The 25,179-nt window shown below is 73.6% G+C and carries 25 protein-coding genes; 7 read left to right on the forward strand and 18 right to left on the reverse strand.

What is annotated here, in order from left to right:
• The first annotated feature begins 146 nt into the window (after positions 1–146).
• Together EKG83_RS40060 and EKG83_RS40065 are read left to right on the forward strand one after the other, a co-directional pair.
• Positions 147–665: an RNA polymerase sigma factor gene (locus EKG83_RS40060; RefSeq protein ID WP_051765946.1), complete on the forward strand. Its 519-nt coding sequence runs from the start codon at positions 147–149 to the stop codon at positions 663–665.
• Between the two features lie 13 nt (positions 666–678).
• The gene (locus EKG83_RS40065) at positions 679–1,059 is read left to right on the forward strand and encodes a hypothetical protein (protein WP_033431481.1); all 381 of its coding nucleotides are present in this window, start codon (positions 679–681) and stop codon (positions 1,057–1,059) included.
• A gap of 361 nt (positions 1,060–1,420) precedes the next feature.
• Here the strand turns inward: EKG83_RS40065 and smc are convergent, their stop codons facing one another.
• From smc to EKG83_RS40085, 4 genes are read right to left on the reverse strand one after another with little or no spacing between them, the layout of a single operon-like run.
• The gene (gene smc, locus EKG83_RS40070; RefSeq protein WP_051765948.1) at positions 1,421–5,077 is read right to left on the reverse strand and encodes a chromosome segregation protein SMC; all 3,657 of its coding nucleotides are present in this window, start codon (positions 5,075–5,077) and stop codon (positions 1,421–1,423) included.
• Positions 5,078–5,135: 58 nt separating this feature from the next.
• Positions 5,136–5,786 carry an anti-sigma factor family protein gene (locus EKG83_RS40075; RefSeq protein WP_033431482.1) on the reverse strand — a complete coding sequence of 217 codons (651 nt, stop codon included), beginning with the start codon at positions 5,784–5,786 and terminating at the stop codon, positions 5,136–5,138.
• Positions 5,783–6,289 carry a sigma-70 family RNA polymerase sigma factor gene (locus EKG83_RS40080; protein WP_033431483.1) on the reverse strand — a complete coding sequence of 169 codons (507 nt, stop codon included), beginning with the start codon at positions 6,287–6,289 and terminating at the stop codon, positions 5,783–5,785. Before EKG83_RS40080 ends, EKG83_RS40075 begins: the two co-directional genes overlap by 4 nt.
• 33 nt (positions 6,290–6,322) lie before the next feature.
• Positions 6,323–6,619, reverse strand: coding sequence for an acylphosphatase (locus EKG83_RS40085; protein ID WP_033431616.1), 297 nt, complete (start codon positions 6,617–6,619; stop codon positions 6,323–6,325).
• 82 nt (positions 6,620–6,701) lie between these two features.
• Here EKG83_RS40085 and EKG83_RS40090 point away from each other — a divergent pair, with 82 nt between their 5' ends.
• The 3 genes from EKG83_RS40090 (at position 6,702) to EKG83_RS40100 (ending at position 8,572) form a co-directional block, all read left to right on the forward strand.
• The gene (locus tag EKG83_RS40090) at positions 6,702–7,424 is read left to right on the forward strand and encodes a CAP domain-containing protein (RefSeq protein ID WP_033431484.1); all 723 of its coding nucleotides are present in this window, start codon (positions 6,702–6,704) and stop codon (positions 7,422–7,424) included.
• 18 nt (positions 7,425–7,442) lie between these two features.
• Entirely contained in the window at positions 7,443–7,964 is a 522-nt protein-coding gene (locus EKG83_RS40095; protein WP_153278733.1) for a hypothetical protein, read from the forward strand.
• A 128-nt stretch (positions 7,965–8,092) separates the two neighbouring features.
• On the forward strand, positions 8,093–8,572 hold the full coding sequence (locus EKG83_RS40100) for a hypothetical protein (RefSeq protein WP_153278734.1): 480 nt from the start codon (positions 8,093–8,095) through the stop codon (positions 8,570–8,572).
• A 3-nt stretch (positions 8,573–8,575) separates the two neighbouring features.
• Here EKG83_RS40100 and EKG83_RS40105 read toward each other — a convergent pair whose 3' ends face one another.
• The gene (locus tag EKG83_RS40105) at positions 8,576–9,106 is read right to left on the reverse strand and encodes a GNAT family N-acetyltransferase (protein ID WP_033431487.1); all 531 of its coding nucleotides are present in this window, start codon (positions 9,104–9,106) and stop codon (positions 8,576–8,578) included.
• A gap of 71 nt (positions 9,107–9,177) precedes the next feature.
• Between EKG83_RS40105 and EKG83_RS40110 the strand changes: the two genes are divergently transcribed.
• Positions 9,178–10,278: an NAD(P)/FAD-dependent oxidoreductase gene (locus EKG83_RS40110; RefSeq protein WP_051765951.1), complete on the forward strand. Its 1,101-nt coding sequence runs from the start codon at positions 9,178–9,180 to the stop codon at positions 10,276–10,278.
• Between the two features lie 272 nt (positions 10,279–10,550).
• Here EKG83_RS40110 and EKG83_RS40115 read toward each other — a convergent pair whose 3' ends face one another.
• Positions 10,551–11,228 carry a response regulator gene (locus EKG83_RS40115; RefSeq protein WP_033431488.1) on the reverse strand — a complete coding sequence of 226 codons (678 nt, stop codon included), beginning with the start codon at positions 11,226–11,228 and terminating at the stop codon, positions 10,551–10,553.
• A gap of 256 nt (positions 11,229–11,484) precedes the next feature.
• Here EKG83_RS40115 and EKG83_RS40120 point away from each other — a divergent pair, with 256 nt between their 5' ends.
• The gene (locus EKG83_RS40120) at positions 11,485–11,919 is read left to right on the forward strand and encodes a MarR family winged helix-turn-helix transcriptional regulator (protein WP_033431489.1); all 435 of its coding nucleotides are present in this window, start codon (positions 11,485–11,487) and stop codon (positions 11,917–11,919) included.
• Here the strand turns inward: EKG83_RS40120 and mutM are convergent, their stop codons facing one another.
• From mutM to EKG83_RS40180, 12 genes are all read right to left on the reverse strand, one after another.
• Entirely contained in the window at positions 11,920–12,777 is an 858-nt protein-coding gene (mutM, locus tag EKG83_RS40125; RefSeq protein WP_033431490.1) for a bifunctional DNA-formamidopyrimidine glycosylase/DNA-(apurinic or apyrimidinic site) lyase, read from the reverse strand. It lies immediately after the preceding gene.
• A 10-nt stretch (positions 12,778–12,787) separates the two neighbouring features.
• Positions 12,788–12,922, reverse strand: coding sequence for a hypothetical protein (locus tag EKG83_RS49320; protein WP_265590304.1), 135 nt, complete (start codon positions 12,920–12,922; stop codon positions 12,788–12,790).
• 109 nt (positions 12,923–13,031) lie between these two features.
• The gene (rnc, locus tag EKG83_RS40135; protein WP_051765953.1) at positions 13,032–13,835 is read right to left on the reverse strand and encodes a ribonuclease III; all 804 of its coding nucleotides are present in this window, start codon (positions 13,833–13,835) and stop codon (positions 13,032–13,034) included.
• 32 nt (positions 13,836–13,867) lie between these two features.
• The gene (rpmF, locus tag EKG83_RS40140) at positions 13,868–14,050 is read right to left on the reverse strand and encodes a 50S ribosomal protein L32 (protein ID WP_033431492.1); all 183 of its coding nucleotides are present in this window, start codon (positions 14,048–14,050) and stop codon (positions 13,868–13,870) included.
• A 2-nt stretch (positions 14,051–14,052) separates the two neighbouring features.
• The gene (locus EKG83_RS40145; protein ID WP_033431493.1) at positions 14,053–14,640 is read right to left on the reverse strand and encodes a YceD family protein; all 588 of its coding nucleotides are present in this window, start codon (positions 14,638–14,640) and stop codon (positions 14,053–14,055) included.
• Positions 14,641–14,756: 116 nt separating this feature from the next.
• Positions 14,757–15,473, reverse strand: coding sequence for a DivIVA domain-containing protein (locus EKG83_RS40150; RefSeq protein WP_033431494.1), 717 nt, complete (start codon positions 15,471–15,473; stop codon positions 14,757–14,759).
• A 285-nt stretch (positions 15,474–15,758) separates the two neighbouring features.
• Entirely contained in the window at positions 15,759–16,241 is a 483-nt protein-coding gene (gene coaD / locus EKG83_RS40155; RefSeq protein ID WP_033431619.1) for a pantetheine-phosphate adenylyltransferase, read from the reverse strand.
• Positions 16,242–16,294: 53 nt separating this feature from the next.
• Positions 16,295–16,861: a 16S rRNA (guanine(966)-N(2))-methyltransferase RsmD gene (gene rsmD, locus EKG83_RS40160; RefSeq protein WP_033431495.1), complete on the reverse strand. Its 567-nt coding sequence runs from the start codon at positions 16,859–16,861 to the stop codon at positions 16,295–16,297.
• A 4-nt stretch (positions 16,862–16,865) separates the two neighbouring features.
• Complete coding sequence (locus EKG83_RS40165; RefSeq protein ID WP_033431496.1) at positions 16,866–17,570, reverse strand: SDR family NAD(P)-dependent oxidoreductase; 705 nt, start codon at positions 17,568–17,570, stop codon at positions 16,866–16,868.
• A complete protein-coding gene (locus EKG83_RS40170) occupies positions 17,567–18,652 on the reverse strand; it encodes an MBL fold metallo-hydrolase (RefSeq protein ID WP_051765954.1) in 1,086 nt (361 codons plus the stop codon). Before EKG83_RS40170 ends, EKG83_RS40165 begins: the two co-directional genes overlap by 4 nt.
• A gap of 96 nt (positions 18,653–18,748) precedes the next feature.
• Positions 18,749–19,045 (reverse strand): hypothetical protein, encoded by a 297-nt coding sequence (locus EKG83_RS40175; protein WP_153278735.1) that lies wholly within the window; start codon positions 19,043–19,045, stop codon positions 18,749–18,751.
• Between the two features lie 4 nt (positions 19,046–19,049).
• The gene (locus EKG83_RS40180; RefSeq protein ID WP_051765955.1) at positions 19,050–25,088 is read right to left on the reverse strand and encodes a PA14 domain-containing protein; all 6,039 of its coding nucleotides are present in this window, start codon (positions 25,086–25,088) and stop codon (positions 19,050–19,052) included.
• Positions 25,089–25,179 lie beyond the last annotated feature (91 nt).

Raw genomic sequence — 25,179 nt, forward strand, 5'->3', positions numbered from 1 at the left:
GGCTCCCCCGAGTCGCACCGAGGAGGGTTCCCGATGGCCTCGCGTCAGGGAACTTCAGGTCGTCCGGGACCGCTGGGAGCCGGGTTGGCGCACCACGACCACCCGACGCCCGGCGTCCCCGCCACCCCTTCCGGGGTGGTGACCGGGTGACCGACGAACGAAGCAAGGGCCCGGAGGACCGGGCCGGTTTCACCGGAGTGGCGCGGAAGCACTGGCGGCCGTTCTACCGCTACGCCTACAGCCGCCTGCGCGACCACGCGGAGACCCAGGACGCCGTCCAGTGCGGGCTGATCAAGCTGCACGCCGCCTGGACGGCGAACCCGGGCCTCGTCGAGCAGAGCCCGGCGTACGCGTTCCGGGTCCTGGTCAACGCCTTCCGGGACCACCTCAGGTCCCGGCGGCGCGAATCAGGACCCGTGGCCGACGTCGACGTGCCGGACCCGTGCGCGGGCCCGGAGCACCGCGTCGTCACGCTCGACCTGCTCCGGTGGGCGTTGGCGGAGATCCCCGAACGACACGCGGAGATCTTCTTCCTGAGGCACTACGGCGGTTACAGCCCCGGCGAGATCGGTGACCGGCTGGGGCTGGGCACGCCGACCGTGAGCACCTACTTGTCCAGCGCGAAGCGGCTGCTGCTGGAGGTGCTCAAGGCAGCGGAGAACTGATGGGGAGGCGAGCATGCGCTTCGACGACCTGCTCGCGAGCGACGCCGAGGCGGTCGAGCGGGAGGTGTCCGGGGTGGACCTGGACGCGATCCTGACCGGTGCGCTCGACGCGCTCGGCGTGGTCCGGACGCCTGACGCCGCCACCGGAACCCCGGCCCGCCACCGGGTGGGCCGGGGTCCGATCCCCGGTGGTCGGGACGACCGGCCGGACGTTGACGACGAGCTGATCGCGTGCCTGCGGCGCGCGGGGGAAGGAGATCCGGCGAGCGCCCGACGTGTCGCGGAGCTGCTCGAACTGCAGGAACGAGCGGAGGAGGCAGTCGCGTGGTGGTGCCGCGCGGCGGAAGCGGGAGATCGCGACGCGATCGCCTACCTCCGGGAGAAGTCCCGCTAGCGCGAACCGGGTGACTCGGCCCGGACCAGGAAACAGGTCCCTCGGAAGATGAGTAAGAGGGATGGTGCCGACCTCGGGGGGTCGGCACCAAGAAGCGACGGGCCGTCGGAAGTAGAGGGGGAACGCTTCCGACGGCCCGCCCTCTTGAGATCCGTGCTCCCCGAAGCGTTGTACCGGGTGCAGGTCCGACCAAGTGGAGGGATGCGCCCATGACCGACCGCGAGCCGACGAACCCCCGGTGGGTCAGGACGATCGACAAGTGGGTCACCGAGGAGCGCATCCGCCGCGACCTGCTGATCGCGCTGGGCATGGTGCTGGTCGCCGTCGTGGTGGTCGCGGGCGTGGCAGGCGCTGATCCCGGTCAGGCCGGCTCGGGTTCGGGCTCGGCCTCCGGTTCGGGCTCGGCCCCCGCCGTCGCCTTCTCCTTCGGCTTGGCCGCCTTCTCCTCCCGCCCCCGCAACCGCTGCGAGATCACCTGGCTGATGCCGTCCCCGCGCATCGACACGCCGTACAGCGCGTCGGCGATCTCCATCGTCGGCTTCTGGTGCGTGATGATCAGCAGCTGCGACCTCTCCCGCAACTGCTCGAACAGCCCGATCAGCCGGTGCAGGTTGGTGTCGTCCAGCGCGGCCTCGACCTCGTCCATCACGTAGAACGGCGAGGGCCGCGCGCGGAAGATCGCGACCAGCATCGCCACCGCCGCCAGCGACTTCTCGCCACCGGACAGCAGCGACAGCCGCTTGACCTTCTTGCCCGGCGGGCGGGCCTCCAGCTCGATGCCGGTGGTGAGCATGTCGTCCGGCTCGGTCAGCACCAGCCGGCCCTCCCCGCCGGGGAACAGCACCTTGAACACGACCTCGAACTCGCGCGCCACGTCCTCGTAGGCCGACGTGAAGACCTCCAGGATCTTGTCGTCGACCTCCTTGACCACGGTCAGCAGGTCGCGCCGGGTCGCCTTGATGTCCTCCAGCTGGTTGGACAGGAACTTGTACCGCTCCTCCAGCGCCGCGAACTCCTCCAGCGCCAGCGGGTTGACCTTGCCCAGCAGCGACAGGTCCCGCTCGGCCCGCTTGGCGCGCCGGGCCTGGGTGTCGCGGTCGTACGGGATGGGCTGCGGCGCGGTGACCGCCTCGCCGCGCTCCTTGGCGGCCTCGTACTCGGCCACCTCCTGCGGCGACGGCGGGATCGGCACGTCCGGCCCGTACTCGGCGACCAGGTCCTCCAGGCCGATGCCGAAGTCGTCGGCGACCTTGGTCTCCAGCTGCTCGATGCGCATCCGCTGCTCGGCGCGCAGCACCTCGTCCCGGTGCACGGCGTCGGTCAGCTTCTCCAGCTCCACCGACATCTCCCGGACCAGGCTGCGCACCTGCGCCAGGTACGCCTCGCGCCGGGTCCGGCGCTCCTGCGCGGCGTCGCGCTCGCGGGCGGCCCGCGCCAGCGACTCGGCGATCCGCTCCAGCGCCAGCTCGCCGCCGCGCACCACGGCCTTGGCCACCACCGCGCCCCGCGCCCGGGACGCCTGGGCCCGCTGGGCGCGTTCCCGCGCCTCGCGCTCGGCGCGGGCGGCGCGCCGCAGGCCCTCCGCCTTGCCCTGCAACGCCCGGGCGCGCTCCTCGGCGGTGCGCAGCGCCAGCCGCGCGTCCACCTCGCCCTGCCGGGCGGACGCCAGCTCCGCGGCCAGCTCGTCGCGGTGCGCGGTGTCCGGCTCGTCCTCCAGCTCCTGCTCCTCCTGCGCGACCAGCAGGCGCTCCTCCAGCTCGGCGAGCCGGAGCAGGTTCTCCTCGCGGGCGGCCTCGACCTTCGCGCGCTGCGCGCGGGCCCGCTCCGCCTCGGCCTCGGCCGAGCGCACCGCCGCGGCCAGCCGGTTGAGCCGTTCCGAGGACCGGGCGCGGCGCACCTTGGCCTCGTTCAGCTGCTCCTTCAGCGCGGCGACCTCGGCGCGGCGCGCCTGCTGCTCGGCCCGCGCGCCCTCCAGGGCGGCCGCGGACTGCTCCAGCGCGCGTTCGGCCAGCGCCAGCTTCTCCGACGCCTCGTCCACCGCGGCCTGGACCTCGATGACGCTCTGGCTGCGCCCGGACCCGCCGACCGCCCAGTCCTCGCCCAGCACGTCGCCCTCGCGGGTCACCGCCCGCACCGACGGGTGCCCGGCCACCAGCGCCCGCGCCCCGGCCAGGTCGTCGACCACGGCCAGCCGGTCCAGCGCCCGGTGCAGCGCGGGCCGCAGCGCCTCGGGCGCCCGCACCACGTCCACCGCCCACCGCGCGCCGGCGGGCAGCGCGGGCCAACCGGAGCGGTCCGGCTCGCCGGAGCCGCCGATCAGCAGCCCGGCGCGCCCGGCGTCCTGCTCCTTGAGCAGTTCCAGCGCGGCCACCGCGTCGGCGCCGGAGGCCACCGCCACCGCGTCCGCGACCGGTCCCAGGGCCGCGGCCAGCGCCACCTCGGCGCCCGGCTCGACGGTCAGCAGCGCCGCCACCGACCCGAGCAGGCCCGGCAGCCGGGACGCCAGCAGCGCGCCCGCGCCGTCCTTGCGGGTCAGGCCCAGCGACAGCGCGTCCACCCTGGCCTTCCACGACGCGATGTCGCGCTCGGCCGCGCGCTCGGCCCTGACCAGCTCCTCGACCCGCGCGCGTGCCGCGTCGTCGGCCTCCACGGCCAGCCGGTGCCGCTCGTCCAGGCCCTCGTCGTCCTCGTCCTCGGTGCCGGTCACCTCGCGGGCCTCGGCCAGCTCCTGCGCCGCCACCTCCGCCCGCTCCACCGCCTCGGCCAGCGCGGTGGACATGCGCTCGATCTCCTCGGCGGTCGCGCCTGTCTTCGACCGCAGCGCCTCGACCTGCCCGGACAGCCGGGCCAGGCCCTCGCGCCGGTCGGCGATCGCGCGCACGGCGGCCAGGTGCGCCTTCTCCGCCGCGGACACCACGCGCTCCAGCTCGGCGCGGGTCTCCACGGCCTCGGCCAGCCCGACCCGGGCCTCGGTCACGCCGTCCTGGAGCTCCTGCTCCAGCAGCGCGGTCTGCTCGGCCTCGGCCTCCAGCTCGTCCGGGTCGCGCCCGCCGCGCGGCGCCTCCACGGCCGCCGACAGGTGCCGTTCCCGCTCCACGGCCAGCCGCACCGTGCCGCGCAGCCGCTCCTCCAGCGCGGAGAGCCGGTACCAGGTGTCCTGGGCCTGCTGGAGCCGCGGCGCGTCGGCCGCGACCTGGTCCTCCAGCTCGTTCTGCTGGAGCTGCGCCTGCTGGAGCGACTTCTCCACCTCGGCCCGCCGGGCGCGGGCCGCCGCCTCGTCCCGCTCCTCGCGCGCCAGCGCCTCGCGCTGGGTCACCAGGTCGTCGGCGAGCAGGCGCATCCGCGCGTCCCGCAGCTCGGACTGCACGACCTGCGCGCGCCGGGCGATCTCGGCCTGCTTGCCCAGGGGCTTGAGCTGGCGGCGCAGCTCGGCGGTGAGGTCGGTCAGGCGGGTCAGGTTCGCCTGCATCGCCTCCAGCTTCCGCAGCGCCTTCTCCTTGCGCTTGCGGTGCTTGAGGACGCCCGCGGCCTCCTCGACGAACGCCCGCCGCTCCTCCGGCTTGGACTCCAGGATCGCGGCGAGCTGGCCCTGGCCGACGATCACGTGCATCTCGCGGCCGATGCCGGAGTCGCTGAGCAGTTCCTGGATGTCCATCAACCGGCACGAGTTGCCGTTGATCTCGTACTCGGTGGCGCCCTCGCGGAACATCCGGCGGGTGATCGACACCTCGACGTAGTCGATCGGCAGCGCGCCGTCGGAGTTGTCGATGGTCAGGGTCACCTCGGCGCGGCCGAGTGGCGCGCGGCCGGACGTGCCGGCGAAGATGACGTCCTCCATCTTGCCGCCGCGCAGGTCCTTGGCGCCCTGCGTGCCCATCACCCAGCGGAGCGCGTCGAGCACGTTCGACTTGCCGGACCCGTTGGGGCCGACCACGCAGGTGATGCCGGGCTCGAAGCGCAGCGTGGTAGCCGAGGCGAAGGACTTGAAGCCCTTCAGCGTCAGGCTCTTGAGGTGCACGCCCGGCAGCGTACCCAAGAACCGCTCACGTCCAGCGCGGGCGCGCTGACCTGCCCGTTCACGGCCGCACCGAGACCAGGACCTGCTTGTCGACCACCACGTCGAGCCGTTCGATCTCCTCCACCCGGAACGACGTCGAGCCGGGGATGCGCTCGTCGTCGGGGTGGTCGGTGCCCCACCAGCCGCCGATCTCGGTGCGGCCGGCGCGGTCGTGGACGATCAGCGCGCAGCGCGCGCCCTCGGGCATGTCGCGCATGGTCATCCACAGCTCCGTGCCCCAGCTCTTGGCGACCAGGTCGATGCTGGCCGCGGCACCGGAGGAGCTGTTGGCGGCCTGCCAGGTGACGCCGGCGGGCGCGTCGTCGCGCAGCAGCGGCGGCACCAGCAGCACCGCGCCGAGCACCACCAGCACCAGCGCGGCGGCGCCGACCAGCAGCGACCACCGCACCCGGCGGCGCGGCGCGGCCGGCTCCGGCTCCGGCAGGGGCGGCAGCGGCCACAGCGCGGGTTCCGGGGCGGGGTCGTCGAAGGGCAGCTCCAGGTCCTCCAGCCGCACCTGGCCCAGCAGGCCGGGCAGCGGCGCGAGCCGCACCATCTCCCGGCGGCAGGTGGCGCAGCCGGGCACGTGCAGCTCGAAGTCGGCCCGTTCCGGCGGGTCGAGCGAGCCGAGCAGGTAAGCGCCCAGCACGACGGTGTGCGTGCAGCTCACGACCTGGTCACCCCACGTTCCTCCAGCGCGTCCCGCAGGGCCCTCAGCGCGTAGAAGCAGCGGGACTTGACCGTGCCGGCCGGGATGCCCAGCACCGTCGCCGTCTCGGCCACCGACCTCCTGCGGTAGTACAGCTCGACCACCACGTTGCGGTGGTCGGCGCTCAGCGAGCGCAGCGCCTCGGCCACCTGCCAGCTCTGCAGCACGTGGTCCACGGCGTCGGAGACCGGCGGCAGGTGCTCGGCCTCGATGGGCACCTCCGAGTTCCGGCCGCCGCGCTTGCGGAAGCCGGAGATGACCAGGTTGCGCGCCACCGTGTAGAGCCACGGCCCCGCGTCGGCCGGGGTGAGCTCGTCGGCGTGCCGCCAGGCCCGCAGCAGCGTCTCCTGGACCACGTCCTCGGCGTGCTGGTGGTCACCCCCGACCATGCGCAGGACGTAGCCGTGCAGCGGGCCGCGCCAACGGCCGTACAGCTGCCTGACGACATCTTCGCCACGGTCCACATCGGTGTACTACGCCACGGACCGGTCCCGCGTTCAACGTTCCACGAAACCCGTGGCGCCGCCGCGCGCCTCCGACCAGCGCTCCACGACCGAGTCCACCCGGCCCGGGGTGTCACCGGAGCGCAGCGCGGCCAGCAACCGCCGGCAGGCGGCGGCCGGCCCCTCCGCGTTCACCTCGACCCGGCCGTCGCGCAGGTTGGCCGCCGAGCCGACCAGGCCCAGCTCCAGCGCCCGGGACCTCGTCCACCACCGGAAACCGACCCCCTGGACGTGTCCCCGCACCCAGGCGGTCAGGCGAACCGTGCGTTCCTCATCAGGCTCGATGGACATGCTGTCGTTCACTCGGTAGTGGTTCCTTCACTCGGTAGTGGTACGGTGCGCGACCGTGAGTGCACGGCGCGGTAACCGATCCGTGATCGGCGGACTCGTGGGCCTGCTCCTCGGCGCGGCCGGCGCGACCGGCGTCGCCTTCGCCAGTCCCGAGCAGCTGGCCCCGTTCGTCGGGAACAGCGCAGCACAGAGCGCGGGTCCGGACAACAACAACACCGGCGTCGGTGGCGTGGGCGGCATCGGCGAGCCCGCGCGGACCGACGAGCCGGTCGTCGTCGTGCCCACGACGACCGGGACGACCACGACCGGGACGACCACCACCACCACCCCGACCACGACGACCACCGGCGCGACGACCACCACCACGACCGGGGCGACGACCACCACCGCGCCCAGCACGTCGTCGGTCGCGCCGACCACCACCCCGCCCGTCCAGGCGACGCCGGCGGAGGAGGTCGTGGCCCTGGTGAACGAGGCGCGCGACCTCGCCGGCTGCAAGCCGCTGACCGTCGACGAGCGGGTGGTGGAGGCCGCGCAGGGGCACAGCACCGACATGGCCGAACGCGACTACTTCTCGCACACCACCCCGGACGGCGTGGACTTCGCCCAGCGGATGCGGACCGCGGGCTACCCCAGCCCGGGCGGCGAGAACATCGCCAAGGGCCAGCGCTCGGCCGAGCAGGTCATGCGGGCCTGGATGAACTCCGACGGCCACCGCCGCAACATCCTCAACTGCGGTTTCACCACCATCGGCGTGGGCCTGGACACCCGCGGCTGGTACTGGACGCAGAACTTCGGCTGGTAGACCCCGACCGAGCGACCCATGGGAGCACCGTTGTACGAGACCCCGGAGCCCGACCGCCCGCGCCCGCGCGTGTCACCGCCCGTGCTGCTGGCCGCGTCCGGGGTCGTCGTGTCGACGGTGTTCGCCGCGATCGCCTCGATCGCGGGCGCGAGCCCGGGTGCCGCGCCCGCCGCGCCCACGCCGCGCGAGGACGTGGTGTCCCGCAACACCCTGACCACGGTGCCGCTGTCCAAGTCGACCTCCGCCACCACCACGACGGCGGAGACGACGACCACCACGACCGACAGCACCAGCACCACGACCGCGGCGACCACCACCACCCGCCGCACGCGCGTGACCACGGTGACCCGGCCGGACGGCACCACCACGACCACCACGGTCGAGGACACCCAGACCCAGCCCACCAACACCGGCGGGCAGCCGACGAACACCCAGCCGACGAACTCCTCGACCTCGAACCCTCCCACGACGGAGCCGTCGAGCGAGCCCACGACGACCACGGCGGCCACCACGACCACGACCGTGTCGAGCACGTCCTAACGACCTCCGCGCCTCGCGGTTGCGGCCCACCACACCATCGTGTGGTGGGCCGCTCCAACGATGAGGTCTTCCCGGCCATCCGCCGATAACCCGGACACCCGACCATCCGACCGGGTTCACACAGGGAGATGGCGTTGTTCGAGGAAGATCATCAAGCGTCACCGGAGAAGAAGGTCTCCTCGGTGGTGCTGCTGGCCGCGGGCGGTGCCGTCGTCGCCACCGTGATCGCCACCCTCGCGTCGATGCTGGCCGCGGAGGGGCCGCAGGCCGTGCCGCCCGCGCCGAGGGCCGAGGTGAGCGACGTGGTCGAGACGTCGGTGACCACCGCGCCGGACGGCAGCACGTCCACCGTCGTGGTCACCGTGTCCACCCGGGTGGCCGTGCCCCGGCCCGACGAGGCGAAGGGCCCCCGGCGCGAGGACGAGCGGCCCCAGCCGGGCCGGGAGCCGGCGCCCGCGGTCGAGGTGCCGTCGCAGCCGCAGCTGACCTCCGCGCCGCCGAGCAACCCCCCGAGCGACCCGCCGGCGTCACCGGGGCCGATCTCGTCGTCCGCCTCCCCGACGCAGCCCGCGACCACCGCGCCCGTCACCACCACCGGGTCCGACTAGCCGCTACCAGACGTCGCCGTCGCGCCAGTCGCAGGCCAGGTCGCCGGACGGGTCGACCGGCACCACCGGCAGGACGAACACCCCGCCGTCCTCGTCCCCGGTGCGCCGGAGGCCGTCCGGCGTCAGCGCGAACGTCCGCCCCGACCAGGGTTGCCAGCCGCACGCCGCGTAGAACTCCAGGGCCTCCTCCGAGGCGCTGAGCGCGCCGAGGTCGTACGCGCCGCGCACCACGTCGCCCAGGGCCGCCATCAGGGCCTGGCCGACGCCGCGGCGGCGGTGGGAGGCCCGCACCGCCACGGCCTCCACGTAGCCGACCCGCAGGGCGCGGCCCCGGTGGAGCACCCGGCGCTGCACCACCGCGCCGTGCCCGACCAGCTCGTCCCCGTCGCGGGCCAGGGCGTGCACGCCACCCAGGGCGTGCTCCCAGTCCTCGGCGGAGAAGTCGCCGTCGAACGCCTCGTCGAGCAGGGCGCGGACCTCCGCGCGCACGGCCTCGGGCAGCTGCCAGGTGTGGGTCGTGGAGACGAGTGACACCCCTCACACCCTAGGGCCGTCACGTCCGGGGCCCGCGTCCCGCTCCACCTGCGACGAGAAAGGACGGGGACATGGCAGAGCACATCGTGGTGGTCGGGGCGGGCTACGCGGGCCTGGCGGCGGCCAAGCTGGCGGCGAGGTGGACCGGGGCCAGGGTCACCCTGGTCAACGAGCGGGACCGGTTCGTCGAGCGGGTGCGGCTGCACCAGCTCGCGGCCGGGCAGCGGCTGCGCGACCTGCCGCTGGGCGACCTGCTGCGCGGCACGGGCGTGGAGCTGGTGGTGGACCGCGTCACCGGCATCGACGCCGAGACGCGGCGGGTGCGGCTCACCGGCGGCGAGCTGACCTACGACCGGCTGGTCTACGCCCTGGGCAGCCGCGCCGGGCTCGACGTGCCGGGCGCCGCCGAGCACGCGCACCCGCTGGCCACCCTGGAGGACGCCGAGGCGCTGGCCGGGGCCCTGCGGGCGGCGCGGCGGGTCGCGGTGGTCGGCGGCGGGCTGACCGGCGTCGAGGCGGCGGCCGAGCTGGCCGAGGCGCGCCCGGACCTGGAGGTCGTGCTGGTCACCGGCGACGAGCTGGGCGCGGCCCTGTCGGCGAAGGGCAGGCGGTACCTGCGCGGGGTGTTCGACCGGCTGGGCGTGGTGGTGCGCGACCGGGTGACCGTCGCCGAGGTCCGCGCCGAGGGCCCGGTGCTGGGCGACGGCGAGCTGGTCCCGGCCGACGCGGTCGTGTGGACGGCCGGTTTCCGGGTGCCCGACCTGGCCCGGGAGGCGGGGTTCGCGGTGGACGCGAGGGGCCGCATGCTCGTCGACGAGACCCTGGCCTCGGTCTCGCACCCCGAGGTGCTGGGCATCGGCGACGCGGCCGCGATCCGGCTGCCGGACGGGCTGGAGCTGCGCATGGCGTGCGCGACGGGCCTGCCGACGGCCCAGCAGGCGGTGCGGGCGCTGGCCGCGCGCATGGCCGGTCGGGAACCCCGACCGCTGCGCTTCCGGTACCGCAACCAGTGCGTCAGCCTCGGTCGCCGCGACGGCCTGATCCAGTTCGTGCGCGCCGACGACAGCCCGGTGGAGCGCGTGCTCACCGGGCGGGCGGCGGCTCGCTACAAGGAGCTGATCGTGCGCGGCACCGTGCTGTTCGAGCGCCACCCCGTGCTGCCGGCGGGGTGAGGCGCGCGGCTCGGAGCGGTGGCCCGCTCGACCGGATCGCCCCGCGGCTCGAAGCGGTAGCCCAACCTGGCCGCGGCCAAGGGCGGGGTGGGCCCCAGGGTCGGAGGCGCGGGGCCGAAGGCGCGGCGTCGGAGGCGCGGGGCGCGGGGCCGGGGCGCAGGGCCGGAGGCGCGGCGTCGGGGCGCGGGCCGGGGGCGCGGGCCGGGAGCGCGGCGTCGGGGCGTGGGCCGGGAGCGCGGGCTCGCGACAGCGTCCCGCTCGTCCGAACCGCCTCACGGCTCGAAGCGGTAGCCCATCCCCGGCTCGGTGACCAGGTGCCGGGGGTGGGCGGGTTCCGGCTCCAGCTTGCGGCGCAACTGGGCCAGGTACACCCGCAGGTAGTGCGTCTCCTTCGCGTACTGCGGCCCCCACACCTCCTGGAGCAGCTGCTTCTGCGCCACCAGCCGCCCCTTGTTGCGGGCCAGGATCTCCAGCAGGCCCCACTCGGTCGGGGTCAGGTGCACCTCGGCGCCGTCGCGGCGCACCTTCTTCGCGGCCAGGTCCACGGTGAACGACGCCGTCTCCACCACCGCGTCCTCGCCCTCCACCACCGCCGCCCGCCGCACCGCCGCCCGCAGCCGGGCCAGCAGCTCGTCCATGCCGAACGGCTTGGTCACGTAGTCGTCCGCGCCGGCGTCCAGCGCCTCGACCTTGTCGGTGGAGTCGACGCGGGCGGAGAGCACGATGATCGGCACGGTCGTCCAGCCGCGCAGCCCGGCGATGACGTCGGTGCCGTCCACGTCGGGCAGGCCCAGGTCGAGCACCACCACGTCGGGCTTGCCCTCGGCGGCCACCTTGAGCGCGGCCAGGCCGTCGTGCGCGGTCAGCACCGAGTAGCCGCGGGCCGAGAGGTTGATCCGCAACGCGCGCACGATCTGCGGCTCGTCGTCGACCACCAGCACCTTCGTCACGCTGAGACACTACGCCCGGCCCGCCCGGCGGCGCCGGGCTCGACCACGTTCCGCGCACTTCCTGATGCTCCCTTGATGTACCTCGTTCGGCCGTTTATGCCATCTTGAGGTGTTCATCTCCGCATCGATGCGGAAACAGTGAGTACATCCGGGTGCGAATGAATCCATTCTCTGGACAGGGATACTGCGATAGTGCGAATGTCCTGTCCGAATTCGGACACTTGCTCACTCACGGTGAGCCGCGAGGAGGTCTTTGATGACCACCAGTGTGACCAATCAGGATGCGTTACAACTCGTGGTCGCCGTGCACCGGCTGATCCGGAGCCTGCGCCAGTCCACGTCCGCCCGGCGACTGCAACCCACCCAGCTCCTGGTGCTGGCGGAACTGGCGTCGCAGGGCCCGATGCGGATAGGGGAGATCGCGGTGCGGGCGCTGTGCTCACAGCCGACGGCGACCACCGTCGTGACCGGCCTGGAGGCCAACGGCCTGGTGCGCCGGGAGGCCGACCCCGCCGACGGGCGGGCGACCATCGTCGAGCTGACCGGCCTCGGCCGGGACACGATCGTGTCGCTCGCGCAGGGGGAGGCCGAGTTGCTGTCGGAACGGCTTTCCCGCCTCAGCCCGGAGGAGCGGGAAACCCTGCGGTCGATGACCCCGCTGCTGAGAAGGCTTGCCGACCCGCCCCGGTAGCTACCCGCGCGGGCGCGGTTGGCAGCGGGGGCACGAATACGAAGAACGATTCATGAAAGGCTCTCGCCTCACCGGCGTCCCGCACCGCCTGCAGGGCTCGTCCTCCCTGCCGTAGACGGCCAGCGACCGGTCGAAGTAACCGGACTGGCCGTTCACGTTGACGTAGAGCGCGTCGAACGAGGTGCCGCCCTCGCCCAGCGCCTCGTGCATCACCTGCGCGGCGTGCGCCAGCAGCTCCGCGGCCTTGGCCCGGCCCAGCTTGTCCGTCGCCCGCAGGCCGTGCAGGCGCGCCCGCCACAGCGCCTCGTCGGCGTAGATGTTGCCCACGCCCGACACCAGCGTCTGGTCGAGCAGGGCGCGCTTGACCTCGGTCCGCCGCCGGCGCAGGGCGGCCACCGCGGCGTCCGCGTCGAACGCGGGGTCCATCGGGTCGCGCGCGATGTGCGCGACCGGCCGCGGCAGCGGCGTGCCGTCGACCTCGACGATCTCGGCCAGCGCCAGGCCGCCGAACGTGCGCTGGTCCACGAACCGCAGCTCGGGGCCGTCGTCGGCGAACCTGACCCGCACCCGCAGGTGCTTCTCGTCCGGCGCGCCGACCGGCTGGACCAGCATCTGGCCGCTCATGCCCAGGTGCGCCAGCATCGCGTCGCCACCCGACAGGTCGACCCACAGGTACTTGCCCCGCCTGCGCGCGGCACGCAGGGTCTGACCGGTCAGGCGCACGGCGAAGTCCGCCGCACCCGGCAGGTGGCGGCGGATCGCTCGTGGGTGCAGGACCTCGACCGCGGCGACGGTCCTCCCGGCGACGTGCTCGTGCAGGCCCCGGCGGACGACCTCTACCTCGGGCAGCTCGGGCACGGGGAGCCGGTCAGCCCTCGGCCGGGGTGTCGGTCTCGCGGTCGGCGGCCTCGGCGCGCTCCAGCTCCTCCAGCAGCTCGTAGGCGGCGGCCTGCGGCTTGGTGGGCTTGAGCATCCAGCCACCGTTCTGGGCGGCGTCCCGCACCAGGACGAGACCCTGGATACCGCCGTTGCGGGAGGCGTTCAGCGGGCGGGACGGGCGCGTGCGACGCGCACGGCGGTTCGTCCGGACGTTCGCGGCATACATTTCGGCGTCAGTCTTCCTGAGTAGGTGAAGTCTGCGTGTTCGCCGAGTTGGGCGCGTGCCCGTTCCCGGACGCGGCGGCTTCCCGCTCCGCCTGGACCCGTTCGTGCAGCACGCGGTAGGCGGCCTCGGCCGCCTTCTGCTCGGCTTCCTTCTTCGTGCTCCCGTCACCGGTGCCGTGCGGCCGGCCACCGACGAACACCGTGGCGGTGAACTCCTTGCGGTGGTCCGGTCCCTGGTCGTCGACCCGGTACTCGGGGACGCCCAGACCCGCCGACGCGGTCAGCTCCTGGAGGCTGGTCTTCCAGTCCAGGCCGGCACCGCGCCGCGGCGCCTCGGCCAGCAGCGGGTCGAACAGGTGGTGGACCAAGGTGCGCGCGGTGTCGATGCCGAACTGCAGGTACACCGCGCCGATGACGGCCTCCAGGCCGTCCGCGAGGATGCTCGCCTTGTCCCGGCCGCCGGTCAGCTCCTCGCCCCGACCGAGCAGCAGGTGACCACCCAGGCCGTCCTCGCCCAGACCGCGGGCCACGCCCGCCAGGGCGTGCATGTTCACCACGCTCGCGCGGAGCTTGGCGAGCTGCCCCTCGGGCAGGTCCGGGTGCGTGCGGTACAGGTGGTCGGTAACGACGAGGCCGAGCACCGCGTCGCCCAGGAACTCCAGTCGCTCGTTGGGCGGCAGCCCACCGTTCTCGTACGCGTACGACCGGTGCGTCAGTGCGAGCGTCAGCAGCTCGGCGTCCAACGGGACGCCGAGCGCTTCGAGCAACGGGGCGCGGTCGGCGGACCGACCACGCGACGACCTACCCCCCACGTCGCGACGCTACCTTCGCTTCGCCAGGGAGGTCAGGCCGGCTGGACGACCTGGCGGCCGTCGTACTGGCCGCAGGCCGGGCAGGCGACGTGCTGCGGCTTCGGCTGGCGGCAGGCCCGGTTCTGGCAGGCCACCAGGTGCACGGCAGCGGTCTTCCACTGAGCGCGGCGCGAGCGCGTGTTCGAGCGCGACATCTTCCGCTTCGGGACGGCCACGACTAGTTCTCCTCTGGATTGTCACGAGTCCCGCCGAACCGCTCCTGGAGAGCGGCCCACCGGGGGTCAATCGTCTCATGCCCGTGGTCGGGGCCGAGATCGGCCAGCTTCCCGCCGCAGTCGACGCACAGCCCGGGGCAGTCCGGCGAGCACAGCGGCACCTGCGGCAGCGCGAGCACGATGGCGTCGCGCACCACGGGTTCGAGGTCGACCAGGTCGTCGTGCAGACGGCTGACCTCGTCCTCCTCGGTGGTCTCGTCGGTCGTGCTGTCCGGGTAGGCGTACAACTCGGTCAGCTCGACCTCGACCTCCGCGGACAGCGGCTCCAGGCAGCGCGAGCACTCCCCTTCGACCACCGTCCTGGCCGTGCCCGTCACGAGCACGCCCTCGACCACCGATTCCAGCAGGAGGTCGAGTTCGACCACGCCCCCCGCCGGTACCGCGATCACGCCCAGCAGGCCGAGACCCTCGGCCGGCACCGTCCTGCCCACCCTGCGGCTGGAGCCCGCACGACGCCCGAGGTCCCTGGTGTCGAAGACCCAGGGCCCGGTGGCTGCGGGACGCGCGGCGGCGTGACGGTGCTCAGGCATGATGTGTGGTTGCTGGCGGGGGACTTACCACGACCAGCCGGTCAAGGGTACGGGACAACGGGCGCTGAGGTGAAATCGGCAGGTCGGACGTCGTGCGGTCGGGTTCCGGGGCCACTTCAGTCGTGGTAGTCGAAGGGGGCGGCGGCACTGGCGACGGCGGGCCCGCGCAGGTGCGAGCGGCCCTTGCCGACGCTGCGCAGGGTGTGCGCGAGCAGGTCCTCGAAGTCGGCCAGCTTGCCGTCCACGTACGCGTCGCACTCGCTGCGCAGCCGCAGCGCCTCGGCCTGGGCGGCCTCCAGGACGCGGGCGGCCTCGACGTGGGCGGCCTGCACGACCTCGGTCTGGGCGACCAGGCGCGCCTGCTCGGCCCGGCCCTCCTCGATCGCGCGCTCGTAGTTGGCCCGGCCCGCCTGGACCATGCGGTCGGCCTCGGTGTGGGCGCGGCCCACCAGGTCCTCGTACTCCTTGCGGCCCGCGGCCACGGTGCGGTCGGCCTGGTCCTGGGCCTCGGCGAGCACGCGCTCGGCGCGGGCGCGGGCCTCGGACAGCATGCGCTCGGCCTCGTGCTGGGCCTCGGCGACCATGCGCTCGGCGTCGGAGCGGGCCTTGCTCAGCCCCTGCTCCGCGTCGTGCTGGGCCTTGCCGACCAGCTCGTCGCGGTGGTCGAGCACGTCCTGCGCGTCGTCCAGCTCCGCGGGGATGGCGTCGCGCACGTCATCCAGCAGTTCGAGCACGTCACCGCGGGGGACGACGCACCCGGAGGTCATCGGCACGCCACGCGCTTCCTCGACGATCGTGACCAGCTCGTCGAGGGCCTCGAACACCCGGTACACGTCACACTCCTCGCGCCCACTGCAGTACCCGTCCAGTGTGCCCTGCCGCCCCCACGACAGCCGGGACCTCCCCCCAGCGTGTCCACTCCCCCGCGCGTGTCATGCCCCCAACTCCCGCGTGTCATGCGTTCAGACCCCGCGTGTCATGCGTTCAGGCCCGCCGAAACCCGCATTCGGACCACCGGGCCGACTCGAACGCGTGGTTCGGGGGTGCTGAGTGCATGACACGCGCGGTCTGGATGCATGACACGCCGGGTTTGAGCGCATGACTCGCGCGGGGGTGGGTTAGCGGCGTTCGGCCAGGCGGATGACGAGGCGTTCGCGGATCGACGGCGGGAGGAGGCTCGACACGTCGCCGCCGTAGGTGGCCACGTCCTTGACCAGGGAGCTGGCCAGGAAGCTGTAGATGGGGTTGGTCGGCATGAACAGCGTATCGACGCCGGTGAGCTGGTGGTTCATCTGCGCCATCTGCAGCTCGTAGTCGTAGTCGCTCACCGCGCGCAGGCCCTTGACGATGGCCTGGATGCCGTTCTCCCGGCAGTAGTCGACCAGCAGGCCGTGCCAGGCGTCGACGCGGACGTTGGGCCACTGCGCGGTCACCTCGCGCAGCATCTCCGTGCGCTCCTCGACCGAGAACAGGGTCTTCTTGTTCTTGTTGATCATCACGGCGACGACGACCTCGTCGAAGAGCTTCGCCGCTCTGCCGATGATGTCCAGGTGACCGTTGGTGGCCGGGTCGTAGGAGCCGGGGCACACGGCACGAGTCATGGTTTCGGACGGTAGCACCCGATCGGACGCACCCACCCAGGTCGTGGCCCGCGTCACCCGGTGGCGCCAACGTGTTCGCCCCAGTACAGCGCGGTGTCGCCGTATCGCTTGCAGCGCAACGATTCCACCACACCCGGCCAGATCGGTTCAGCACCGCGCGCGTCCCGCTCCACGACCACGAGCGACCCCGGCCTGGTCCACCCGTTCGCGACCAGCGCCGACAGCACGCGGTTGAGCTGGTCGTCGGCGACCGCGTACGGCGGATCGGCCAGCACCACGTCGCACGGCGCCTCGGCCGGTTCGCCGACGACGGCCTCCGCGGTGCGGTTGAGCACCACCGCGCCGGGCAGCCCCAGCTCCCTGGCGTTGCCCCGCAGCACTTCGGCAGCCCGCTTGTCCGACTCCACGAACGCCGCGCTCGCCGCGCCGCGCGACAGCGCCTCGAACCCGAGCGCGCCGGACCCGGCGTACAGGTCGAGCACGACCGCCCCGTCGAGGTCCACGAGGGCTTCCAACGAGCTGAACAACGCCTCGCGCACGCGCTCGGAGGTGGGCCTGGTGCCGCGCGGCGGCACCCGCAGCCGCCTGCCGCCCGCCACGCCCGCGACGATCCTGGTCACCCGCTCATCGTCCCAGGTGCGCGCCGCCGTTGACGCCGAGGACCTGCCCGGTGACGTGCCCGGCCGCGGGCGAGGCGAGGAACGCCACGGCCGCCGCGACGTCGGCGGGCGTGCCCGCGCGCCCGTTGGCGGTCTCGCCGACGAGCCGCGCGCGGCGCTGCTCCGTCATGCCGTCGCCGAAGAACCCGGTGTCCTCGACGAACCCGGGCGAGACGACGTTGGCCGTGATGCCGCGACCGCCGAGCCGGGCGGCCAGCTCCGCCGTCCACGCCTCCACCGCCGCCTTGGCCGCCCCGTAGCTGCCGCCGCCGCGCCGACCCGCGATGGACCCGATGGTCACCACGCGCGCCTGGTCGGCCAGGCGGGGTTCGAGGGCCTCGGTGACCAGGACGGCCGTGACGACGTTCAGCTCGTAGTCGTTGAGCCACTGCTGCTTGAGGTCGTCGCCGCCGGCCAGCCCGCCCGCGTTGTTCACCAGCACGTCCACCGGGTCGGGCAGCTCCGCCAGGGCGGCCCGGACGGCCTCGGGGTCGGCCGCGTCGAACGCCACGGCCCGCGCGCCGAGCTCGGCCGCGGTCGCCGCCAGCACGTCCGCGCGGCGGCCGGTGACCACCACGTCCAAGCCCTGCCGGACCAATTCCGCGGCGATGGCCCGACCGATGCCGGTGCCGCCGCCGGTCACCACTGCCGTCCTGGTGCGTGAAGTCATGCGAGCGCCTGCCACCAACCGTCGACCGAAGGGGGTTCGTCGACGTTGATCCTTTCACCCGGTCGTGGGATGGCAAGCGGGATTCCGTGCGCCTTGGCCTCGCGCCACACCCGCTCCACGGGCTCGGACCAGTCGTGGAACGCGAGGTTGAACGTCGCCCAGTGCACCGGGACCAGCAGCCCGCCCCGCACGTCGCGGTGCGCGGCCACGCCCTCCTCCGGCGTCATGTGGATGTCGGGCCAGCCGGGCCCGTACGCGCCGATCTGCACCAGCGCCGCGTCGAACGGCCCGTGCTCCTCGCCGATGCGCCGGTAGCCGTCGAAGTAGCCGGTGTCGCCGCTGTAGTACACGCGGTGCCGCGGCCCCTTGATCACCCACGAGGCCCACAGCGTGGTGTCCCGCTTGAACCCGCGGCCGGAGAAGTGCTGCGCGGCGGTGGCGACGAGGGTGACCCCGGCCACCTCGTGCGACTCGTCCCAGTCCAGCTCGACGATCCGGTGCTCCGGCACCCGCCAGCGGCGCAGGTGCGCGCCGATGCCCAGCGGCACCACGAAGACCGCGTCCTGGTCCCGCGCCAGCGCCCGCACGGTGGCCAGGTCGAGGTGGTCGTAGTGGTCGTGCGAGATGACCACGGCGTCCACCCGGCCCACCTCGTGCAGCTCGTGCGGCACCGGGTGCAGCCGCCGGGGCCCGACCACCGGGGACGGCGAGCAGCGCTCGCTCCACACCGGGTCCAGCAGGACGCGCGCCCCGTCGATCTCCACCAGCGTGGACGCGTGCCCGTACCAGGTGAGGTGCAGACCTTCGGCCGACCGGTCACCGGCGGGCCGCACCAGCGGCACCTCGCCGACCGGCCGCCGCCGCTGCCCGCCGAACAGCAGCTCCCGCAGGGTGCCCGCGGCGCCGTCCGGCGGCATGGTGCGGGTCGGCCGGTCGTTGTGGAACTTCCCGTCCCGGTAGCGCGGCGACCGCCGCACGCGCTCGTCCCCGGGCTTCCCGCCCATCGCGGTGGGCACCTCGCGCGCTGCCCACGCGAGGGCGCCGGCGGACAGGGCGAGCACTGCGGCGGTGACCTTCTTCATGGAGCCTCCAACGCGGCGCCGGGCGGTGGGGGTTCCCCGTCGCGGCGTGACCAACCGCACGGGGGCGGGTCGCGGGACCCGCCCCCTCGCGGTCGATCAGGCGAAGTGCTCCGCCTCGACCTCCGCCGCCCGGTCCGCGGGCAGCCACGTGAGCGCCAGCGGTTCCCCGTACCAGTCGACGACGCCGCGCTCCAGCTCGGCGGCCGTGTCGTGGTCCGCCGGGTCGGCCCGGTCGGAGAACTCCCAGCCGTCCCCGGTGCGCATCACCAGCGCGAGGTCGACCGAGGCGACCCGCTCACCGGACCGGTCCGCACCGCGCCACTCGCGGACCAGCAGGTAGCCCGTGCGGCCCCGGGAGTCCACGACCGACGCGACCCGACCGTCGTGCGCCACCACCTCACCACCACCTCCTGTTGTTCACGTGGTAGTTGTTGGTCATCTTGCCCCTCGTGCCGGCCCGGGACTCGAAGTTGGACTGGTAGCCCCACTTCTTGCCCTTGTAGGCGGGCGGGCGGTACTGGCGCAGGCCGTTCTTGGAGAACAGCCGGTAGCCGGTGTCGGCGGCCCGCTTGGTGGCACCGCGCCCGACCCACATGCGCCCGGCCAGCCACGTGGTCGCCCGCGTCGCCCGGATGCCGCCGGCGAGCCCGTTGGCCGCCTTGGCCGCGCGGACGATCCGGTAGGCGCGGTACGCCCACGCCGCCGCCCCGAGGCCCGGGATGAAGCCCGCGACGGTCAGCGCGATGTCGACCTTGTGCTTCTTGACGAAGTCCTTGGTCTTGTTCCACAGCTTGCCCCAGTCGGGCCACCGGCCGTCGACGTCGGTGTCGTTGACCGGGTCGCCGTTGACGTAGTCGTAGTCGTTGGCGCTGCCGCCCTCGACCGGGTCGACCGACAGGAACCGGCCCAGCAGCGGGCTGTAGGGCCGCGCGCCCATCTGCACCACGGACAGCGAGCCCGCGTGCTCGTGGAGGCGCTGGTGCTGCCCGAGCCACCCGTGGTCGGCCTGCCCGGGCAGGTTGTCCGGGACCTGGTCGGGGTCGACCGCCCCGCCCGCGCCCAGCGGCTCGCCGAACGGGGTGTAGCCCCGCAGCGGGCCGACCTGCCTCCCGTCCGGCCCGGTGGTCAGCACCAGGTCGCCGCGCACGGTCGGGTGGTCCAGGGACGCGGTCACCGCGTCCGGCGTCCACGTGTGGAGGACGCCGCCGGGCAGGCTGATCGTGCGCGACAGCAGCTTCTTGTCCCCGGCCGCGAGCACGAGGTCCGCGGTGTCGCCGGTGCCGGTGAAGCCGTAGGCCAGGTCGGTCTGCCCGTCGCCCGCCGCGGTGGTGCGGCGCACGATGCGGTCGGTGGCGTCCCGGGCGTAGTGCACGTCGGCGGGGTCGGCGCCCGTCGTGCGCACCGCGGTGTTGCGGTCCGCGCTGTCCCACGAGAAGGACGTGGTGGCACCGCCCACCGAGTACCCGGTGGTGTTGCCGTGGTCGTCGTACCGGACGTCGGTCACCGGGGTGGCCCCGGTGGTGGCGAGCAGCCGGTCCGCCGCGTCGTAGCAGTAACCCGTCTCCACCACACCCGAGGCGGTCTCGTCGAGCAGGCGGACCCGGTTGGTGTTCAGCCCGGCGTCCGCCTTGGTACCCGCCGGGCACGCGGCGGGCGCGGACGAGGTGAAGTCGTAGGTGTAGTGGTGCCCCGCCACCCACGCCTCGGTGAGCCTGCCCACCGCGTCGTAGGCGTAGTTCGGACCGGTGGGGCGCGCGTCCACCCCGGCCAGGGACTCGTCCACGACCGTGCCCGCGCGCGTCCTGGTCACCGCCGACACCACCGACGCGCCGTCACCGGTCCGCCACGTGTGGGACGTGGTCGCCCCGGTGCCGTCCCGGCCCACGGCCGACAGCGAGCTGCCGTTGGCGTAGGCGACCGAGGCCAGCTCTCCCGCGGCCGTGTAGGTGGCGGTGGCCAGCGTCGTCGTGCCCAACGTGACGGTCGTCGGGCGGCCGGCGTCGTCGTGGCCGCGCTTGAGCTCCTGCGGCGCGTCGGCCGGGTTCGGCGGGACGACCTTCTCCGCGAGCACCCGGCCGGCCAGGTCGTAGGAGGTCTCCGTGCGCACGCCGTGCACGTCGGTGTACTCGACCACGCGGCCGAGCAGGTCCACCTCGGTGGTGACGGTGCCGACGCGGTCGGACACGGAGGTCACCAGCGGGTTGCCGTCCACCGCGAAGTTCGTGGTGACGACCCGCTCCTCGGCGGAGCCCGTGGCCGGGTACCGCACCTGGACGGCCCGGTCGCGGGCGTCGTAGGTGGTGCACGTCCACTCGCCCGCGGTGCCCTTGGCCACCAGGCGGCCGGACGCGTCGAAGACCTGCTCGTCGACGCGCGCCGGGCCGGTCGCCGGGGCGGTGGACCGCGTGGTCCGGGTCAGGCCGCCCTGGTTGATCGCCTCCACCTCGGTCGTGCACGGGTTGTCCCGCGTCTCGGTGTCGCCGTAGTACTCGTAGGTGGTCGCGGCGCCGTTGGGCGCGCTCTTGCCGGTCTTGCGCAGGTAGCCGACGCCGACCGCCTCGTAGGTGCTGCGCGTGGTCAGGCCCGTCGGGCCGGTGGCGGTGGTCAGGCCGAACACGGCGTCCACGCCGTTGCCGGTGTAGGCGGTCGTGGTCGACTGGCCGGGCACGCCCGCGGACTCGTCCTCGGCGGTGGAGGTGGTCAGGCCGTAGTTGGGCTTGAGGTACCGGCCGGGGACGGGCTCGTAGACGCCGTCGGGCGCGCGGCGCCAGTTGAGGTGCAGCTGGCCGGGGCCGCCGCTGTTGAAGTAGTCGATGCGGATGCGGTGGGTGGAGCCGGCGACGGTGTTGTTGTAGTCGCCCTTGGCGGGGCGGGGGCCGCCGTCGCCCCACATGTCGACGACCAGGGTGTCGTCGATCCACATGCGGGCGCCGTCGTCGACGTGCAGTTCCATGTTGTAGTTGCCGGCGTTGGGGAAGGTGATCAGGCCGTTGAGCCGGATCGAGAACTTCCCGGCGGGGACGCCGGCGGCCGGCGAGGCGGTGTCGGCCCAGTCGGACCGGACCACGCCGTCGGCCGAGCCCAGGCCGGTCTGGTTGACCTTCGCCGCGCCGGTCAGCGTCGTGTTGTCGTGGATCGCGGCCGTCAGGCCGGCCAGGCCCTCGTCGTAGTCGGTGCGGGTGTGCGGCACGGTCGCCGCGCACGCCGCGGTGGGCACCTGGCCGGTGAAGCACGACGCCGGTGCCGGGCCGTAGTTGTCGGTCGGCCGGTCCAGGGCGTCGTAGACCGTGGTGGAGACCCGTCCCGCCGCGTCGGTCGAGGTCAGCTTCAGGTCCCTGGCGTTCCAGGTCTGCGAGGTGGTGCGGCCGGTGGCGTCCGTGGTGGACAGCAGCCGGTACGCGTCGTCGTAGACCACCTTGGTGAAGAACCCGGTCGCCGGGGTCAGGCCCGCCACGTCCACGTACGTGGTGCGCGGTTCGGGGCCGTACCGGTAGCCGTGGCGCGAGCGCTCCTTGCCGCGCGCGGGCACCGGGGTGGTCAGCGCGTCGACGTGCGGCTTGCCGTTGGCGGTGGTGTAGGTGACGCCCGAGGCCGCGTCGGCGGCGAGCTGGGCCGGGTTCGTGCTGATCGTGCCGGCCAGCCAGTCGTTGGCCAGGCTGTCCCGCACGCGGTTGAGCAGGCCGTCGGCGTCGTAGCCGTAGTCGGTGTTCTCCGAGCCCGGGTCCTCGATGCGGGCGAGCCTGCCCTGGCTGTACCACAGGCGGGTGTCGGTGCCGTCCCAGTAGGCGATGCGGCACAGCATCTGGCTCGGCGGCGCGGCGTCCATGCCCGGCGGCACGGTGACGCCGGTGTAGCAGTCGTCGCCGGGGCGGCCGTAGTGCAGCCGGTGGGAGCGCTGCGAGACCGGGTCCTTGATCTCCCGCAGCCGCGAGGGCGAGCCGTCGTAGATGTTCTGCAGCGCGGCGGGCTTGCGGCTGTCGTGCACCGGGGACACCGACTCCAGCTTGCCGTCGGCCCGGAAGACGAACGACTCCGCGCCCTCCACCAGCGTGATGCGGCCGGCGGGGTCGAGCGCGAGCACGCCCTCCTCGCCGCTGGGCGCGGTGTACCCGCCGGCGCTCTTCTTGGTGTAGGTGTGCTTGGCGCCGGTGCCGTCGGTCAGCACCACGTTCTGGTCGGTGACCTTGGCCTCGGTGTAGGTCGAGCCGTCGCCGTCCAGGTCGGCCGACAGCGTCCAGCCGCGCGGCAGGGCGGGCAGGTCGGAGGAGTACAGCCAGTCCGCGGGCACGACCTGCGACGGGACGGTGGTGCCGTCGCTGGTGCGCACGAACAGCCGCAGGTAGGCCCACCCGGTCTGCTCCGCGAGCTCGACCTTGATCGGCACGCGCTGCCCGGCGGTGAGGTTCACCGTGCCGGCCACGCCCCAGTTGACGTCGCTGCAGCACGGCTGGTCGTACACGGACGTGTTGTTGATCCACACCTTCAAGGCGTCGTCGTGGACACCGGCGAACTGGTAGGCGCCGGTCGCGGGGGCCTGGAAGAAGCCCTCCCAGCGCGCCGCGAACCAGTCCTTGGGCAGCGCGGGCTCGAACGGCGAGGTGTCGCCCCAGTCCACGTTGACCTGCGGCTCGGTGCGCACCAGCACCGGCTCCTGGGTGGTGCCGATGCCGCCGTTGTGCGACAGGTCCGGGTAGTACGAGGCCCGCAGGCCCTTGGGCTCCAGCTGCTGGGAGTTGTACGACATCGACACGCCGGCGGAACCGGCCACGGTGTTGAACGTCGGCGACGACTGCGAGGTCATCAGGTTGCCGTTGGCCAGGTTCACCGTCAGCGGGCCCAGCTGGTCGACCGGCGCGGGACCGCGGTCGCCGACGCGCTGGTCGATGCGGAACTTGCGCACCGGGCCGGGCGCCATGGCCACGCCGCTGGTCGCGTGCGCCTGCCAGGAGTAGGTCACGCCGTCCTGGAGCACCGCCTGCGGCACCGTCCAGGTCGGGCTGTCCAGGCAGCCCGAGTCGACCACGACGCCGGACTTGGCGTCCGCGCCCGTGGCGACCTTGAAGCAGTAGCGCACCGGGTCGCCGTCGGGGTCGGAGACCGGCGTGACCTGCAACGTCGGCGACAGGTTGGTGATCACCGCGCCGTCCTCGGGCGCCACGGCGGCCGGGGCGGGCGGCGCGCTGCCGGTGTCGACGGTCAGGGTGGCGCTGAGGTTCTTGTAGGTCCAGACCCCCGGCGCCTCGTGGCCGACGAGCAGGAAGGTCGCCATGTGCCGGATGTCGGCGATGTGCTGGAGGAACGACACGAGGCTCGCACCGGTCAGCGTGCCGACCTGGCCGACCTGGCCGGTGGCCAGCAGCCCGCCCACGCCGTTGAAGTCCATGGCGGAGGCGTGGTACATCGTCGCCGGCCAGGTCTTGTCCGGGCTCAGCGGCGACCGCTGGTTGGTCACGTCGAGCTTCGCGCCCACGATCCGCTGCCCGTAGAGGGACTCGTAGTTGAAGCGGAACGCGCTGCGCCAGTACTTGTCACCGCGGTCGAGGGCGTTGCCGACCTGGATGCCGCAGTTGGTGCACCAGTAGCCGTCGGACTTGTAGGACTCCGCGTAGGCCACGCCGAAGGTGACCGTGGGGTCCACGCTGACCGGGTAGGCGCGGGCCGGGTCGCGCAGCCAGGTCTCGTCCACGGAGACGGTGAGGACCCACTCGTCGCCCGACTTCTCCAGGCCGTAGGTGCCGCCGGTGTGCGCCGGGGGTTCGTCCTCGCCGCCGGAGGAGTCCCAGGTGACGATCGGCGGCATCACGACCTTGGGCGTGCCCCGGCCGTCGCGCAGCTCGACCGTGCCCTGGCCGGTGACGACGGGGGTCAGGGCGCCGGGGTCGAGGGTGAAGCGCCAAGAGGAGCGGGCCGGCGGTTTCGACAGGACGATGGTCTCCTTGACCGACCCCGCCGTGACCTCGTACTTCAGGTCCGCGTCGTCGATCGCGTCGACGTACTCGGCCGACCTGCCCTCGACCCTGGCCTTGCGGCCGCGGGCGGGTCGCTCCGCGCCGAGGGAAACCTCGTGGCCCTCGAACTCGACCCGCACCAGCGACGGGTCCCCGGCGTCGGCGCCCAGGCTCGGCTTGAGCGGGTGCCGCTCGGCCCGGACCCGCCCGGTCCTCGCGTCGGTCTCCAGGGTCGGGTCCACCGGGCTCCACCGGCCCTGCGGGTCCTTCACGTTCAGCGGCTCGGTGGACTGCTTCACCGTCCGCGTGCCGTCGGGGTTCTCGTACTCGGTGGCGAACGTCGACCGCGAGACCACCTTCGACCGCTCGGGGTCGAAGCCCGACCCGCCCGGCCGCCCCGCCAGCGGCGCGAAGTCCGCCCCGGGGTCGGGCTCGGCCACCACCCGGTCGTTCGCCGGTTCGCCCGGCAGCGCGGGCAACTCGCGCACGTCGACCTGTTGCGGTTGGTCGGGTGCCGCGGCGGAGGCGGTTGTGGGCGAAAGTACCGATGCGACGAGCGAAACGCTCAAAACCGCGACG

The organism is Saccharothrix syringae (genome assembly GCF_009498035.1).
GTDB classification, from domain to species: Bacteria; Actinomycetota; Actinomycetes; order Mycobacteriales; family Pseudonocardiaceae; genus Actinosynnema; species Actinosynnema syringae.